Annotated in this window: 13 protein-coding genes and 1 pseudogene; 8 read left to right on the plus strand and 6 right to left on the minus strand. The window is 62.3% G+C overall.

Annotated elements, in window-relative coordinates; translation table 11 throughout:
* Positions 1 to 7: 7 nt before the first annotated feature.
* The 3 genes from pcaF to pcaR all read right to left on the minus strand — a co-directional run bounded on the left by pcaF (position 8) and on the right by pcaR (position 4,037).
* Positions 8 to 1,213 carry a 3-oxoadipyl-CoA thiolase gene (gene pcaF / locus AACG97_RS22605; RefSeq protein WP_175442624.1) on the minus strand — a complete coding sequence of 402 codons (1,206 nt, stop codon included), beginning with the start codon at positions 1,211 to 1,213 and terminating at the stop codon, positions 8 to 10.
* Between the two features lie 261 nt (positions 1,214 to 1,474).
* Positions 1,475 to 2,821: an MFS transporter gene (locus AACG97_RS22610; RefSeq protein WP_009685623.1), complete on the minus strand. Its 1,347-nt coding sequence runs from the start codon at positions 2,819 to 2,821 to the stop codon at positions 1,475 to 1,477.
* 340 nt (positions 2,822 to 3,161) lie between these two features.
* Complete coding sequence (pcaR, locus tag AACG97_RS22615) at positions 3,162 to 4,037, minus strand: pca regulon transcriptional regulator PcaR (RefSeq protein WP_009685624.1); 876 nt, start codon at positions 4,035 to 4,037, stop codon at positions 3,162 to 3,164.
* Between the two features lie 474 nt (positions 4,038 to 4,511).
* Between pcaR and AACG97_RS22620 the strand changes: the two genes are divergently transcribed.
* Both AACG97_RS22620 and AACG97_RS22625 read left to right on the plus strand, forming a co-directional pair.
* Positions 4,512 to 4,712 (plus strand): hypothetical protein, encoded by a 201-nt coding sequence (locus tag AACG97_RS22620; RefSeq protein WP_009685625.1) that lies wholly within the window; start codon positions 4,512 to 4,514, stop codon positions 4,710 to 4,712.
* Positions 4,713 to 5,020: 308 nt separating this feature from the next.
* Positions 5,021 to 6,493, plus strand: a complete 1,473-nt coding sequence (locus AACG97_RS22625) for an inorganic phosphate transporter (protein WP_009685626.1) — start codon at positions 5,021 to 5,023, stop codon at positions 6,491 to 6,493.
* 112 nt (positions 6,494 to 6,605) lie between these two features.
* Here AACG97_RS22625 and AACG97_RS22630 read toward each other — a convergent pair whose 3' ends face one another.
* On the minus strand, positions 6,606 to 8,081 hold the full coding sequence (locus AACG97_RS22630) for a helicase HerA-like domain-containing protein (RefSeq protein ID WP_009685627.1): 1,476 nt from the start codon (positions 8,079 to 8,081) through the stop codon (positions 6,606 to 6,608).
* Between the two features lie 169 nt (positions 8,082 to 8,250).
* On the opposite strand from AACG97_RS22630, the pseudogene AACG97_RS28150 reads away from it, so the two are divergent.
* The 5 genes and pseudogenes from AACG97_RS28150 to AACG97_RS22650 form a co-directional block, all read left to right on the plus strand.
* A pseudogene (locus tag AACG97_RS28150) lies at positions 8,251 to 9,267 on the plus strand (cache domain-containing protein); the annotation flags it as partial.
* 93 nt (positions 9,268 to 9,360) lie between these two features.
* Positions 9,361 to 10,125, plus strand: a complete 765-nt coding sequence (locus tag AACG97_RS28155) for a methyl-accepting chemotaxis protein (RefSeq protein ID WP_370593824.1) — start codon at positions 9,361 to 9,363, stop codon at positions 10,123 to 10,125.
* A 159-nt stretch (positions 10,126 to 10,284) separates the two neighbouring features.
* Complete coding sequence (locus AACG97_RS22640) at positions 10,285 to 11,406, plus strand: glycosyltransferase family 4 protein (RefSeq protein WP_009685629.1); 1,122 nt, start codon at positions 10,285 to 10,287, stop codon at positions 11,404 to 11,406.
* Entirely contained in the window at positions 11,399 to 12,163 is a 765-nt protein-coding gene (locus AACG97_RS22645; protein ID WP_009685630.1) for a DUF2334 domain-containing protein, read from the plus strand. The genes AACG97_RS22640 and AACG97_RS22645 overlap by 8 nt, the downstream gene beginning before the upstream one ends.
* On the plus strand, positions 12,160 to 13,152 hold the full coding sequence (locus AACG97_RS22650) for a lysylphosphatidylglycerol synthase transmembrane domain-containing protein (RefSeq protein WP_009685631.1): 993 nt from the start codon (positions 12,160 to 12,162) through the stop codon (positions 13,150 to 13,152). The genes AACG97_RS22645 and AACG97_RS22650 overlap by 4 nt, the downstream gene beginning before the upstream one ends.
* Before the next feature lie 209 nt (positions 13,153 to 13,361).
* Here the strand turns inward: AACG97_RS22650 and purU are convergent, their stop codons facing one another.
* Positions 13,362 to 14,213: a formyltetrahydrofolate deformylase gene (gene purU, locus AACG97_RS22655; RefSeq protein ID WP_047149623.1), complete on the minus strand. Its 852-nt coding sequence runs from the start codon at positions 14,211 to 14,213 to the stop codon at positions 13,362 to 13,364.
* 284 nt (positions 14,214 to 14,497) lie between these two features.
* Between purU and mvaT the strand changes: the two genes are divergently transcribed.
* Positions 14,498 to 14,875, plus strand: coding sequence for a histone-like nucleoid-structuring protein MvaT (mvaT, locus tag AACG97_RS22660; RefSeq protein WP_009685634.1), 378 nt, complete (start codon positions 14,498 to 14,500; stop codon positions 14,873 to 14,875).
* A gap of 96 nt (positions 14,876 to 14,971) precedes the next feature.
* Here the strand turns inward: mvaT and ltrA are convergent, their stop codons facing one another.
* Positions 14,972 to 16,393: a group II intron reverse transcriptase/maturase gene (gene ltrA, locus AACG97_RS22665; protein WP_042914345.1), complete on the minus strand. Its 1,422-nt coding sequence runs from the start codon at positions 16,391 to 16,393 to the stop codon at positions 14,972 to 14,974.
* Between the last annotated feature and the right edge of the window lie 24 nt (positions 16,394 to 16,417).

Here is a 16,417-nt window from a genome sequence, read left to right on the forward strand (position 1 = left end):
GGACAGGTCAAACCCGTTCGATGGCCAGCGCCAAGCCTTGGCCGACGCCCACGCACATGGTCGCCAGGCCTTTACGGCCACCGCTTTTCTCCAGTTGATGCAGCGCCGTCAGCACCAGGCGAGCACCGCTCATGCCCAGCGGGTGGCCCAACGCGATCGCGCCGCCATTAGGGTTCACCTGCGGCGCATCATCGGCCACGCCCAGTTCACGCAGCACTGCCAGGCCTTGGCTGGCGAACGCTTCATTGAGCTCGATCACATCGAAATCATTCACCGCCACACCCAGGCGCTCGGTCAGCTTGCGCACTGCCGGGACCGGGCCAATGCCCATCACCCGTGGCGCAACGCCACCGCTGGCCATGCCCAGAACGCGGGCACGCGGGGTAAGGCCATGCTTCTTCACCGCTTCAGCCGAGGCCAGGATCAGTGCTGCCGCACCATCGTTGACGCCCGAAGCGTTGCCGGCGGTGACGGTCTTGTCCGGGCCGTTGACCGGCTTGAGCTTGGTCAACGCTTCCAGGGTGGTCTCCGGGCGCAGGTGTTCATCACGCTCGACGATCACTTCACCCTTCTTGTGGGCGATGCGCACCGGCACGATTTCCTCGGCAAAAAAGCCGGCTGCCTGCGCTGCAGCGGCCTTTTGCTGGCTGCGCAAGGCGAAAGCATCCTGGTCGGCGCGCGATACCTGATAATCGTCGGCCACGTTGTCGGCGGTTTCCGGCATGGAGTCCACGCCGTACTGGCTCTTCATCAGCGGGTTGATGAAACGCCAGCCGATGGTCGTGTCTTCCAGCTTCATGTTGCGCGAATAGCCGCTTTCGGCCTTGCCCATGACGAACGGGGCGCGCGACATCGATTCCACACCCCCGGCGATGGCCAGCTCCATTTCCCCGCTGGCAATGGCGCGGAAAGCAGTGCCAATGGCATCCATGCCCGAAGCACACAGGCGGTTAAGGGTAACGCCCGGAATGCTTTCGGGCAGGCCGGCCAGCAGCAGCGCCATGCGCGCCACGTTGCGGTTGTCTTCACCTGCCTGGTTAGCGCACCCGAAAAACACCTCGTCAACCTGGTCCCATTGCACACCGGGGTTGCGCTCGATCAGCGCCTTCAGTGGCACGGCGGCCAGGTCGTCGGCACGCACACCGGCCAGGGCGCCGCCAAAGCGGCCAATCGGGGTACGGATGGCGTCACAGATGAATACGTCTCGCATCAGGCTTCTCCTGCCGGCTGGCCATGGGCCGCGGCGGTACGGGCATCAAGGTCACGCGGGGTGGCAGCTTGATTTCGGTGGGTTCGGTGGTGGTCTGCACGTGGCATTGGAGGCTCCTGGTCAGGGTGCTTCAGTAAGCTCAGATTAAGGAGGCCGGTGGGTAGCTTACAATCCGATAATCGACTATTCGTGCGATTATCGAACTATTTGTTGCCTTGCTACCCACCTTCGTACAGCGCCTGGCCGGCAAGGGCGGCCTCGCTATCAGGTGGCGTCGGCGTGGCTCACCAGCCCTTTCACCACCACCCCAACGGTAGCCAGCGCCGCCGGCACCAGCAGCGCCGTGAGCACCTGCTCGAAGCTCCAGCCCAGGCCCAACAGGGTTGCGCCGCTCCAGGCACCGAGAATCGCGCCGAAGCGGCCGATGCCCAGCATCCACGATACCCCGGTCGCCCGGCCTTGGGTCGGGTAGAAGCGCGCCGCCAGCGACGGCATGGCCGACTGGGCGCCGTTCACGCACATACCAGCCACCAGCACCAGCGTCGCCAGCAAGGTGATATTGCCCAGGCTCTGCCCTACGGCGTAGGCGAAGACCCCGGCCAGCAGGTAGAAAACGCCGATCACCTTGTGCGGGTTGAAGCGGTCCATGGCCCAACCCACACCGACCGCACTCAGCACGCCACCGAACTGGAACAAGGCACCGATAAAGGCCGCCTGCTCCATGCTCGCGCCACTGTCACGCATCAGGGTCGGCAGCCAGCTGGTCAGCAGATAGACGATCACCAGGCCCATGAAATAAGTCAGCCACAGCAGTACGGTACCCAGGCCGTAGGTGCCAGAGAAAATCACCGAGAACACGTTGCGGGCGGCCACGGCCTTCTGTTCCGGCACGCTGAAGCTGGCCGCCTCGGCCACCACCTGCGGGGCGATCGGCGACAAGGTCTTGCGCACCCTGTCAGTGCCACGGTTACGCACCACCAGGAAGCGCGCCGACTCCGGCAGCCAGACCATCAGCACCACGGCCAGCAGCAACGGCAGCACGCCACCGACTACCAGCAGGCTGTGCCAGCCATAGGCCGGGATCATTTTCGCGGAAATGAAGCCACCGCCGGCCATACCCAGGTTGAAGCCGCAGAACATGCTGGTGACCAGCAGCGACTTGAGCCGCTCTGGGGTGTACTCCGACAGCAGCGTGGTGGCGTTGGGCATCCCCGCCCCCAGGCCAAGGCCGGTCAGGAAGCGCAGCACCAGCAGCTGGTCGACGTTGGTGGCATAGGCCGAGGCCAGGCTGAAGCCACCGAATACCAGTACAGCACCCACCAGCACGCCCTTGCGGCCAAAGCGGTCGGCCAGCGGCCCCGAGCCCAGGGCGCCGAAGACCATGCCGATCAACGCGGCACTCATCACCGGGCCCAGGCTGGCACGGTCAATGCCCCATTCCTGCGACAGGGCCGGGGCAATGAAGCCCATGGCGGCCGTGTCCAGGCCATCGAGGAAGACGATCAGAAAACACAGCAGCACGACCCGCCACTGATAGCGGGACAACGGTTGCTGATTGATGAACGACTGGACGTCAAGGCTTGCGCCGACGTTGGTTTGCGCTTGGTTCATTGTTGTTATCCAGAATAGGGGGCACAGCCAGGCCATTGCACTCGGCTAGCCGGTACAGGTGGGCAACGCTAGGGAAAATGGCCTGGGTCAGCCTGGATACAACGAAACTGCATGCGGGTGCGAGCGCAGCAGCCTAGGGACAGTATGCATGGTATGTGCCTCATGTTTTTCTTGTTCGGTCGGCATAGCCGACCGTTGCGAGAGACATTAATCAGCGGGCGCAGGTGAAGCAATTCGCCGCGAGCGACACTGTGCGTTTATCGCACAGGAAACCGTTTTGCCTGTTCAAAAAACCGCTGGCGCGCGCCCCGCAGGTTGCTGCGCGCCCCCCCTTGCGCGCTCAACCAAACAGCTGGTGGCATAGGTCCCGGCTGGCAGCCAGCAGGATCGGCAAGAAGCGCTGCTCCAGTTCGCTGCGCGTGACCCGCCCGACGTGGGTACTTACGTTCAAGGCTGCCAGCACCTGCCCGGAAGCGTCATACACCGGCACGGCAATCGAGCGCAGCCCCTGCTCCAGTTCCTGGTCCACCACACACCAGCCTTGGGCGCGGACCTGCTGAATACAGGCGAACAACGATTCGGCATCATGCAAGGTACGGCTGGTGCGCGCCTTGAGGTCGGCCCGCTCCAGGTATTCGCGCAGACTGGTGTCATCCAGCGCCGCCAGCAGAATGCGCCCCATCGACGTGCAGTAGGCGGGCAGGCGCCCGCCCACCGACAAATCGACCGAAATCAGGCGCTCGACCGTGGCCGAACGGGCTATATAAAGGATGTCGTCACCTTCGAGGGTGGCCATGTTGGCCGCCTCGTGCAGTTGGTCGCTGATGCGGTCCAGGTACGGCTGGGCCGAAATCGCCAATGGCGTGGATGACAGGTAGGCATGCCCCAGGGTCAGCACTTTGGGTAGCAGCGAGTAGGTGCGCCCATCCGTGGTGGCATAGCCCAGCTTGATCAGCGTGTGCAGGCAACGGCGCACGGCGGCCCGGGGTATTTCGGTACGGTGGCTGATCTGGGCGATGGTGAGGTGGCGCTTGCGCTCCTGGAAAGCCTGGATCACCGCCAGGCCACGGGCCAGGGATGTCATGAAGTCCGGGTCGCCGGTGAAAGCCTGGATGCGCTTGGCCGGCGAGGCCACGATCGGCGGCGCCATGGCCGCCAACACAGGCCGTGCCGCCTCTGGGCTGGCAGAAGCGTTGTCCACCGTTTCGTCACTCATCGCACACCTCAAAAAAAACGCCGATTCGTGCGATTATCGAACAAACGGCCGATAATCGCAATTGACCGCTGACACTTTTGCTTATACCTTTCTCCTGCCACATGTGGCTTCTTTGGAGAGACTGGTCAGGTACCCACCGTAGAAGTCCCCAGGCAACGGCCTCGCCTTTCGGCGGGGCCGTTTTTCATTCCCCCCTCGTCAGCTTGTTGCCCGAACTTTTATCCGGCATGCCTTTCAAACTTGTAAGAAAGCCCCAACTTGTTTACCGGCACATGCCATAACGTGCGTCGGATGATGGCGGTGCAGGTTAAATAACGATGTTCGGCAAATTATCGGTTGCTATAATCGGCACCACAGTCGTGACGCAATTGTGCCCACGGAACCTTCCGTGGAACCAAGCCGTTGCGGCCGGAACAGGGCGCACAAGCGCATAACGCGTTACCCCCGTGATTACACTTAATTCAGGTACTGCATGTGACGAAAGATGAACTGCGCGCAGAACTCGAGCGCCAGGCTGAACGTTACAAGGATGTCTACGGCGGCGAAGTCACCACCTATGCCGCACAAACGGAACCGGAGCGCAAACCCTGGCGCAAACGCGCCAGCCTGCGCGACCAGGCTTTCAGCCAGGAACTGGAACGGATGGAAAAGGAACTACGCAGCGAGAACCCCTGACCCGGGTCAATGCAGCGCTGTGTTCGCCCGGCTCGCCCGGGCGTGTTGGTCTTATTACCCAAGCGAAGTGAAATGGATTTTCACAAATTTCAAACGATCGTTTTAATTAGCACCGAAGCTGGACCTTTACGTTTTTGACCTGCTTTTCGCAGCAATTCGCCGATTTAAGCTGAACTTGCCCTGTAATCAAGGGCCGCTCGCAGGGCAGCTTTGGCGCTTTTGGCCGTGCCAACGGCCTGCTGGAGGTGCATCGATTGCCAAGGTTTTCTGGCATAATCCCGCCCCCCTATGACCGCCAGACAACCTTCATGATCGATTTATTCAGCGGACTGGATGCCTGGGTATTGGTGAGCCTGCTGCTCGCCTTGACCTTCGTACTCGCCTTCGAGTTCATCAATGGCTTTCATGACACCGCAAACGCGGTAGCTACCGTCATCTATACCAAAGCCATGCCTCCCCACCTCGCCGTGTTCTTCTCCGGCGTGTTCAACTTCTTCGGCGTACTGCTGGGCGGTGTCGGGGTGGCCTACGCCATCGTGCACCTGCTGCCGGTAGAGTTGCTGATCAATGTGAACACCGGGCACGGCCTGGCCATGGTCTTCTCCCTGCTGGCCGCGGCCATCACCTGGAACCTCGGCACCTGGTATTTCGGTATTCCCGCTTCCAGCTCGCACACGCTGATCGGCTCTATTCTGGGTGTAGGTTTGGCCAATGCCCTGATCAACGACATCCCGCTGGGAGACGGCGTTAACTGGCAGAAAGCCATCGACATTGCCATGTCGCTGGTGGTCTCGCCAATGGCCGGCTTCGCCGTAGCCGCCCTGGTGCTGCTCGGCCTGAAGTGGTGGCGCCCGCTGTCGAAGATGCACAAGACCCCCGAACAGCGCCGTAAACTCGACGACAAGAAGCACCCGCCCTTCTGGAACCGCCTGGTCCTGGTGGTTTCTGCCATGGGTGTGAGCTTCGTGCACGGTTCCAACGACGGCCAGAAAGGCATTGGCCTGATCATGCTGGTGCTGATCGGTATCGTTCCGGCCAAGTTCGTGCTCGACCTGAACAGCACCACCTATCAGATCGAGCGTACCCGCGACGCCACGCTGCACATGAGCCAGTTCTACGAGCGCAACGCCGCCACCCTGGGCGAGTTCCTGGCCCTGGGCAAGGCCAAGGCCAGCGACCTGCCGGAACAGTTCAGTTGCAACCCGCAGCAGACCGAGCCGACCATCGCCGCACTGCAGACCTCGTTGCAAGGCGTGACCGACTATCACAGCCTGGCTGCCGAGAAGCGCGTTGAAGTACGCCGCTACCTGCTGTGCCTGGACGACACCGCGAAGAAGGTTGGCAAGCTGCCTGGCCTGGAAGCCCGCGAAAAGGCCGACCTGGAAAAACTGCGCAAGGACCTTACCGCCACCACTGAATACGCCCCGTTCTGGGTAATCGTGGCCGTTGCCCTGGCCTTGGGCCTGGGCACCATGGTGGGCTGGAAGCGTGTGGTGCTGACCGTTGGCGAGAAGATCGGCAAGCAGGGCATGACCTATGCCCAGGGCATGTCGGCACAGATCACCGCGGCCTGTGCCATCGGCATGGCCAACGTGTTCGCCTTGCCGGTGTCGACCACGCATGTGCTGTCGTCCGGCGTGGCCGGCACCATGGTCGCCAACAAAAGCGGCCTGCAAGGTGGCACCGTCAAAACCATCCTGATGGCTTGGGTTCTGACCCTGCCAGCCTCGATGGGCCTGGCGGCCGGCTTGTTCTGGCTGGCGTCCAAGGCCATTGGCTGAGTGACACCGCAATTAGGAAAAGGCGTCCCCCGGGGCGCCTTTTTCATATCGGCAACTGGGCCCACAGGCACTGCGCAAGGCCCAGGCTCGATACGGTCCAGGTGGCAGCCAACTATTTTTTCTTGCCCCCCAACAACGACCCCATCAACCCCCGCACCAGCTGCCGCCCCAACTGGTTGGCTGCCTGGCGCACCGCCGACTTGATCGCCTGCCCCGCCGCACTCTGCAAGAACTCACCGGCCTTGTCGGCAAAGCTCTCTTCATCGGTCTTCGGTTGCGGCGCCGGCTCCACCGCCTCACCTTTGCGCTGGGTCAGCATTTCATAGGCCGACTCACGGTCCACCGGCTTGTCATAGCGCCCGGCCAGCGGCGAAGCAGCAATCAGCGCACCGCGCTCCGCAGCACTCAACGGCCCGATCCGCGATTGCGGCGGTGCCACCAACACGCGCTGGACCATGGCCGGGGTGCCCTTCTCTTCAAGCGCCCCCAGTAGCGCTTCGCCAATGCCCAGTTCGGTGAGCACGCTCAAGGTGTCGAACGCCGGGTTGGGGCGGAAGCCATCGGCTACCGCCCGCAATGCCTTCTGCTCCTTCGCCGTGAATGCCCGCAAGCCATGCTGAATGCGCAAGCCCAACTGGGCCAGCACCGCATCCGGCAAGTCACCCGGCGACTGGGTGACGAAGAACACACCCACACCTTTGGACCGGATCAGCCGTACCACCTGCTCCAGGCGCTCCTGCAGCGCCTTGGGCGTGCCGTTGAACAACAGGTGCGCCTCGTCGAAGAACAACGCCAGCAGCGGTTTTTCGGCATCGCCGCGCTCGGGCAACTGCTCGAACAATTCAGCCAGCAGCCACAACAGGAAGGTGGCGTAGACCTTGGGGGCCTCATGCACCAAGCGGCTGGCATCAAGCAGGTGGATCCGGCCGCGGCCATCGGGGTCCGGGCGCAGCACGTCTTCCAGTTGCAACGCCGGCTCGCCGAACAGCGCCTCGGCCCCCTGTTGCTCGAGGGTTGCCAGCCGGCGCAACAAGGCCTGGGTCGAGGCAGTGGTCATCAGCGCGCTGTCTTCACCCAGCAATTGCGGGTTGTCTTTCAGGTGGGCAAGCAGCGCCTTGAGGTCTTTCAGGTCGAGCAGCAACAGGCCTTCACGGTCGGCCACCTTGAACGCTGCATACAACGCCGCCTGCTGGCTGTCGGTCAGTTCCAGCAAGTTGCCCAGCAGCAGCGGCCCCATTTCACTGAGGGTCGTGCGCAGCGGGTGGCCGGACTGCCCCGCGATATCCCACAACGTCACCGGGTAGGCCCGTGGCGTATGCCCAAGCCACGGCATGCCGGCGATGCGCTCGGCCACCTTGCCCTGCGGTGCACCGGCGGCGCCCAGGCCACACAAGTCACCTTTCACGTCGGCGGCAAACACCGCGACCCCGGCGTCACTGAACACTTCCGCCAGGCGTTGCAAGGTGACGGTCTTGCCTGTACCGGTGGCGCCTGCCACCAGGCCGTGGCGGTTGGCCAGGCGCATGGCTTGCCCGAGCGGCTGGCGATCCGGGCCCGATCCCACAACTATGGTCGAAGTTTCCAACATCTCTTTAATCCCCTGCTCAAGCTTTAACTGAAACCGGCCGATACCTTCGGGTGATATTCGTCTTAGAAGAGAGGAACAACCGAAAAGGGATTTTTCCGGATATTGCACAGCCTTGCGGCCTCACTCGTGCGAACGCCCTGATTAAAACCTTAGCGGAACCGATTACGCCATGAATAAAAGCCTGCGTTTCAGCCACAAGATACTGTTGGCCGCCTCACTGATCGTCATACTCGCCTTCAGCCTTTTCACCCTTTACAACGATTACCTGCAGCGTAATGCCATCCGCGAGGACCTGGAAAACTACCTGGCTGAAATGGGTACTTCCACGTCCACCAACATCCGCAACCTGTTCGACGGGCGTATCAAACTGGTGGAAAACCTGGCGCAGAACATTGCCCAGAACCCGGCCAACGCTGAAACATTCATGGGCCAGCGCGCACTGCTCTCCAGCTTCCTGACCGTTTACCTGGGCAAGATCGACGGCGGCTTCAGTGTTCGCCCGGACGCGAAGATGCCCGACGGCTACGACCCTCGCATCCGGCCCTGGTACAAGGATGGCATGAATGCCAGCGGGGCCATGTTGACCGAACCGTACATCGACATGACCACCAACAAGATGGTCATCGGCATCCTCAGCAAGGTCTCCAGCAGCGTGGGTGTGGTCGGTGGCGACCTGGCGCTGGACGGTCTGGTGCAAATCATCAACTCGCTGGACTTTGGTGGTATGGGCTATGCCTTCCTGGTCAATGACCAGGGCAAGATCCTGGTACACCCGGACCAGGCCCTGGTGATGAAGTCGCTGTCAGACCTGTTCCCGCAACACACACCCAAGCTGAGCAACGAACTGACCGAAGTGCAAAGCGACGGCCAGGCACGCTTGCTGACCTTCACCCCGATCACCGGCCTGCCCTCGGCCAATTGGTACATCGGCCTGTCGGTGGACAAGGCCAAGGCCTTCTCGATGCTGAGCACCTTCCGCACCTCGGCAGTGGTTGCCACGGTCGTCGCCGTGGTCATCATCATCGCCTTGCTCGGCTTGCTGATTCGCGTACTGATGCAGCCGTTGCACACCATGACCCGCGCCATGGAAGACATCGCCGAAGGTGAGGGCGACCTGACCAAGCGCCTGCGCATCCATAACCATGATGAATTCGGCATTCTCGGCAACGCCTTCAACCGCTTCGTCGAGCGTATTCACAGCAGCATCCGCGAAGTGTCCTCGGCCACCGAGCAAGTCAACGAAGTGGCGCTGCGGGTGATCAGCGCCTCGAACTCATCAATGACCAACTCCGATGAGCAGGCCAACCGCACCAACAGCGTGGCCGCGGCCATCAACGAACTGGGTGCCGCGGCCCAGGAAATCGCCAGCAACGCTGCCCAGGCCTCGCAGCACGCCAGCTCCGCAAGGCTGCTGGCCGAAGAAGGCCAACAGGTGGTCGAGCGCAACATTGCGGCGATGAACCGGCTCTCGGACCTGATCGTCACTTCCAGCGAACACATCGAGACCCTCAACAGCAAAACCGTGAACATCGGCCAGATTCTGGAAGTGATTACCAGTATCTCCCAGCAGACCAACCTGCTGGCATTGAACGCCGCCATCGAAGCGGCCCGCGCCGGTGAAGCCGGGCGTGGTTTCGCCGTGGTGGCCGATGAGGTACGCAACCTGGCCCACCGCACCCAGGAATCGGCGCAACAGGTGCAGGCCATGATCGAAGAACTGCAGGTGGGTGCCCGCGCATCGGTGGAAACCATGGATCAGAGCCAGCGCCACAGCACCGACAGCATGCAGATCGCCAATCAGGCCGGCGAACGGCTGGACAGCGTGACCGTGCGCATTGGCGAAATCGATGGCATGAACCAGTCGGTGGCCACCGCCACCGAGGAGCAGACTGCCGTGGTCGAAGCCATCAACATGGATATCAACGAGATCAACATGCTCAACCAGGAAGGTGTGGAGAACCTGCAGGCCACCCTGCGTGCGTGCTCCGACCTGGAGCAGCAGGCCGGGCGCCTGAAGCACCTGGTGGGCAGTTTCCGGATCTAGTCCCACGTGCCCCAGGGGAGCAGGTACACCCCCTCCCCTGGGGCAGCTTGCCGCGCAACCCCGATCGAACAAACTATCCTTCTGAAAGGTCAACCTTTAGGCGTGTCATCGCCGCCAACCAAGCGCCAGATGACAGACCCGAAAGACGATCCCGGAGGGATGCTGATCGTGCACATCGCCGACATCACCATGTTCTACGCCCCCGCCAGCGGTGGCGTACGAACTTATCTTGATGCCAAACATCACCGCCTCGACGCCATCCAGGGCGTACGCCATAGCCTGTTGATTCCTGGTGCCAGCGCCCACAATGCCGACGGCATCTACCAAGTACCGGCACTGCCGCTGCCTTTTGGCAAAGGCTACCGCTTCCCGGTACGCCTGGCCCCGTGGTGCAAGACCCTGCGTTCGCTCAAGCCGGACCTGATCGAGGTCGGCGACCCGTACCTGACTGCCTGGGCGGCGCTGGAGGCCCGGCGCCAGCTGGACGTGCCGGTAATCGGCTTCTACCACTCCGACCTGCCGCTGCTGGTCAGCAACCGCATGGGCAACTGGTTCACGCCCAATGTCGAGGCCTATGTCAGCAAGCTCTACGGGAATTTCGACCGGGTGCTGGCCCCCAGCCGGGTCATGGCCGACAAACTGCGCCGTCTGGGCGTGCGCGATGTACACGTACAACCGCTGGGCGTGGACCTGGCCACGTTCCACCCGTCCAAACGCGACGCCAATGTGCGTGCCGAACTGGGTATCGCCGATACCACCCGCCTGCTGATCTACGCCGGGCGTGGCTCCCGGGAAAAGAACCTGCCGGTATTGCTGGCCTGCATGCAGCAGCTGGGCCACCCCTACCACCTGCTGTTGGTGGGCTCCGGCATGCCCGCCAATGTGCCGGACAACGTCAGTGTCATCGGCCAGTTCTGCCCGCCAGAGGAGGTCGCCCGGCTGATGGCCAGCGCCGACCTGCTGGTGCATGCCGGCGACCAGGAAACCTTCGGCCTGGTCATTCTCGAAGCCATGGCCAGTGCAACGCCGGTGGTCGCCGTGCGCGCGGGTGCCTTCGGCGAAATCGTCAATGACCAGTGCGGCCGCCTGTGTACAGCCAACGATGCCCAGGCCATGGCCACAGCCGTGCGCGAGGCATTCGAGGCAGGTGTGCGCAAGCTGGGCGCGCAGGCGCGCCGCCACGTCGAGCAACACTACTCATGGGACAACGTGGTCGCGGGCCTGCTGCTGCACTACCAGGCCGTGCTCGGCCATCAGCCTCTGGTGCGCGCCCATGCTTGAGTCACGCCCCGCACCGCGCAGCCTGATGCTGGTACTGCATGATGTCGCGCCTGAAACATGGCCCGACTACCAACCTTTCGTGGAGGCTGTGGATGCTATCGGCGGTGTGCCCATGACTTGGCTGGTGGTTCCGGACTTTCACCAGCGCAACCCGCTGTTGCGCTCACCGGCGTTCTGCCACCTGCTTGAACGGCGCCTGGCCGAGGGCGACGAACTGGCGCTGCATGGCTACTACCATGCCGACAACGGCCCGCCGCCGCGCACGCCAGGCGACTTCTTCATGCGCCGCATCTATACCCACGAAGGCGAGTTCTATGGCCTTGATCAACAGCAGGCCCTGCAGCGCCTGGAACAGGGCCTGGCCGTGTTCGCCCAACAGCAATGGCCGGTGGCAGGTTTCGTGGCGCCAGCCTGGTTGATGAGCGAAGGCACCCGCCAGGCGCTGCGCCAGCTGCCTTTGCGCTACACCAGCACACCGCAGCACCTGTACCGCTTGCCCGAGTTCACCCCGATCAAGGCGCCAGGGCTGGTGTGGAGCGCCCGCAGTGCCTGGCGCCGGGGGCTTTCGCGGGCCCTGTGCGACTGGCAGTGCAGACGGTGGCAGAACGCCGAAACCCTGCGCCTGGGCCTGCACCCGGTGGACATGCGCCACCGTAGCTCCCGCGAGTACTGGCTCAATACCCTGCGCACCCTGATGGCCCAAGGTCGCGAACCCCTCACCAAGTCCGCCTGGCTGGACCGACGGGTCAGCGCATGAGCCGTCTGGCCTGGCTAGGCCTGGCACTTGTCGCAGCAATGCTGGTGCCAGCCCTGCTTGGCGGCAGTGACCTGCTGCCCCGGTTGCAAGGGTTCGATCCCGGCCTGTTGCTGACCCTGTTGGGCATGATCCTGCTGTGCTGGGTGATCAACGCCATGCGCCTGCGCCTGTTGCTGGGCCAGCAAGGCGCAAGGCTTGGGCACCTGCGCAGCCTGGGCGTGGTGATGGCCACCGAGTTCGCCATCTGCACCACCCCCGGCGGCAGTGGTGGCCCGTTGACCCTGATGGCGCTGCTGGCACGCGAGCGCATCGGCCCGGCGCGCAGTGGCGCCGTGTTCGCCATGGACCAATTGAACGACCTGCTGTTCTTTTTCTGCGCGATGCTGGCGATTGCGGGCTACGCATTGTTTCACAGCCTGGGCCACAGCCAGCAGAGCATGTTGCTGGGCAGTGCGTTGCTGCTGTGCAGTGCGCTGGTTGGGGTGATCGGCTTGCTGCGCTACCGCCGCGCGCTCATGCGCCTCAACGGCAGGCTGCTGCAACGCCTGGGCGTGGCCGCACCGCGCAAGCGCCGCTGGGCCCGCAAACTGCTGCACTTCATCGCCGCACTGGCGCAGACCTGGCAGTTGCCCAAGCGCACGCTGGCGCTGGTGTTCACCCTCACCTGCATCCACTGGGGGCTGCGCTACAGCGTGTTGTACCTGGTATTGCGCGGGTTGGGCGGGGAGCTGGCATGGATCCCCAGCTTTCTGGTGCAGATGCTGTCGCTCAGTGCCGGGCAATTCAGCCTGCTACCGGGCGGGGCAGGTGCGGCCGAGCTGACGTCTGCAAGCCTGCTGACGCCGCTGGTGGGCAGCTCCACCGCCGCCGCGGCGATCCTCATCTGGCGGGCAGTCACTTATTACTTTTACCTGCTGGCAGGCGGGCCGGTGTTCGTGTGCCTGCTGGCGCGTCCGTTGCTGACGCGCTGGCGGCGCCAGGCGGTTTGAGCCGCTGCCACAGTTCGGCGGCGCCGGGGAAATCGGTGCCGTCGGTGTCGGCCAGCGCTTGCGGGTCGTAGCGCGCCAGGCAGCCTTCACCCACGGTGGGCGGGGCCGTAGCGGTGGGTTGGTTGCGCCGTTTGGCCATCGGTATGTTCCTCAAGCGTAGCGATAGGGCTGCCGAGCAGCCCCAAAGGCTTGCAGGCAACCCAACGGTATCAGTCGAAGACCACCGTCTTGTTGCCATGCACAAGCACGCGGTCTTCGAGGTGATAACGCAGGCCACGTGCCAGCACCATCTTTTCCACATCACGGCCAAAGCGAACCATGTCTTCGATGCTGTCAGCGTGGCTGACGCGCACCACATCCTGCTCGATGATCGGGCCGGCATCCAGTTCTTCGGTGACGTAGTGGCACGTTGCACCGATCAGCTTCACCCCACGCAGCGCGGCCTGGTGGTAAGGCTTGGCACCCACGAACGACGGCAGGAAGCTGTGGTGAATGTTGATGACCTTCTCAGCATAATCCCGGCATAGTTGCGGCGGCAGGATTTGCATGTAGCGGGCCAGCACCACGACATCGGCCGCGTGTTCTTCGACCAGGCGCGACACTTCGGCAAAGGCCGGGGCCTTGTCCTTGGGGTCGACCGGTACATGGAAGAACGGTATGCCGTGCCACTCGACCATGCTGCGCAGGTCGTCGTGGTTGGAAATGACACACGGGATCTCGCAGTCCAGTTCATCGGTATGCCAGCGGTGCAGCAGGTCAGCCAGGCAATGCGACTCGCGGCTGGCCATCAGCACCACGCGCTTTTTCTGCGCCGAGTCGGTAATCCGCCAGGTCATGGAGAACTCTTCGGCAATCGGCGCAAACGCCTCACGGAAGGCTTCGATACCGAAGGGCAATGATTCGGCGCGGATTTCATGACGCATGAAGAACCAGCCGCTCTGCTCATCGGAGTGATGGCTGGCTTCGTTGATCCAGCCATTGTACAAGGCCAGGAAATTACTGACTTTCGCCACGATCCCTACACGGTCGGGGCAGGCGATCACCAGACGATAGGTGCGCATGAATGAGACTCCAGAACTTCGCAAAGGCGCTTATTCTAGCGGCACGCAAGGAAAAGCGCAGTATTGATTGCAGCGGCCGCGGCCACTGTAGCAACCACGCTGGCAATGTGGACACTATCTGACACAGCCGGCGAAATGGCACACGCTAATGTAAATTTTTGTTCACCGGAGAAATATTGTCACAGCTTAATCAACAGTTAATTGCCCAACATTATGTTTACTTGCGAGTATCGGCTGTCTATTATTGCCCCACACATTTCTGAACACGCATTAAGGAACACTCCATGTCCCTGATCAACGAGTACCGCGCCACCGAAGAAGCCATCAAAGAACTTCAGGCTCGCCTGGCCAACCTGTCGCAGGACGACAAGCTGAAGAAAGAGCTGGAGTTCGAAGGCAAACTGCGCAACCTGATGGGCGAGTACTCCAAGTCCCTGCGCGACGTGATTGCCCTGCTCGACCCAGAGTCGAAACTGAGCAAAGCACCGCGTGGCACCGTCAAGGCTGTTGCTACCAAGCGTGCCCGCAAGGTCAAGCAATACAAGAACCCGCACAACGGTGAAGTGATCGAAACCAAAGGCGGCAACCACAAGACCCTGAAAGAGTGGAAAGCCAAGTGGGGCGGCGACGTGGTCGAGAGCTGGGCTACCCTGCTGGACTGATTGTTCAGCCCCTGCCCTCTTATCGATCGAGTAGGAGGCGGGTTCACACCCGCCGTCCTCTCACACCACCGTGCGTACGGTTCCGTACACGGCGGTTCAGGTTATGCGACTAAGCCGGTTGATCGTATCCAGTATCGAGACCAATCCGAGTTGATCCCACAGTTTCTTCGGTAGGGCCTGATTCACATGTGGCGCACCCGAGTTCCACCATGGGCCTCGGCCATTGAAAGCAGATTTACAAGCACGCTCTCGGCTTAGACCCAGACGCATCAGGTTGCTGATCCTCGTAGAGGGTTGCTTCCATTGCCGCCAGATGACACAGCGAAGTTTGTGCCTGATCCACCCGTCCAGCTCTTCTAGTGGGCGCCTGCTCTGACTGAGCTTGAAGTAACTCGCCCAGCCCCGTACCACGGGGTTCAGCCGCTCGATGATATAGGCCACCTTGCGGCCTCGCGCCCCGCGCAGCAGCTCCTTGAGCCGACTGCGCAGGCGACCAAGGCTCATCGTCGCTACCCTCAGCCTAGGCTGTTGATGCCAGCTCATCCCATAACCCAAGTAGTCGCATTTCCACGCCCGTGCCACTTGGCTCTTCTTCCTGTTCACCGTCAGTTTCAGACGCTCTTTCAGGAAGCGCTCGACGCTGGTCAGTACTCGCTCGCCTGCCCGCTGACTACGTACATAGATGTTCGCATCATCGGCATAGCGCACAAAACGGTGCCCCCGCCGCTCCAGTTCACGGTCAAATTCGTTGAGCAGGATGTTCGACAGCAACGGCGAGAGCGGGCCGCCTTGCGGCGTCCCTTCCTGCCGTGGGCTGACGACACCGCCCGACATGACCCCGGCTTCAAGGTAACGGCGGATAAGCCTGAGCACGCATTTGTCTTCGACACGGCGCTCGATACAGGCCATGAGTATGTCGTGGTTGACCCGATCAAAGAACTTCTCCAGATCAAGTTCCACGCACCAGCGATGGCCCGCCCCCACATGGGAGCGGGCCGTTTCGACGGCTTGATGAGCGCTTTTGCCCGGACGAAAGCCATAGCTGTAGTCCGAGAACAGCGGGTCAAAGATTGGCGTGAGCTGTTGCTGCAGGGCTTGCTGGATCAGGCGATCCACGACACTGGGAATCCCCAGTTGCCGGGTACCGCCCTGCGGTTTGGGAATTTCGACCGCCCGCACTGCCTGGGGATGGTATTCACCAGCCAGCAACCTGGCCTTGAGAGTTGGCCAATACTGTTTCACATAGCCAGCCAAGTCAGCGACCGTCATGCCATCGGCACCCGGTGCTCCCTTGTTGCTGACCACACGCTGATACGCACGTTTGAGGTTGGCCGGTGCAAGCACCCGCCCCATCAGCGTGTCCGGCTCCGCGTTCGTCCACGCCACAGACGCCGTCGATGCCTGCGCACTGCCAGCCGTCACTCTCGGATTCTGTCCGGAACTTGGGGTCACAGTTCTCCCTCGGAGAAATTTCTGCTTTTCGACATTCGACGAGACTCTGGCGCCTACTGGCGGCATAACCTGTTCGGCCCTTGGTGGCGC

Origin of the sequence: Pseudomonas sp. Nvir (assembly GCF_963778085.1) — a bacterium.
GTDB lineage: Bacteria > Pseudomonadota > Gammaproteobacteria > Pseudomonadales > Pseudomonadaceae > Aquipseudomonas > Aquipseudomonas juntendi.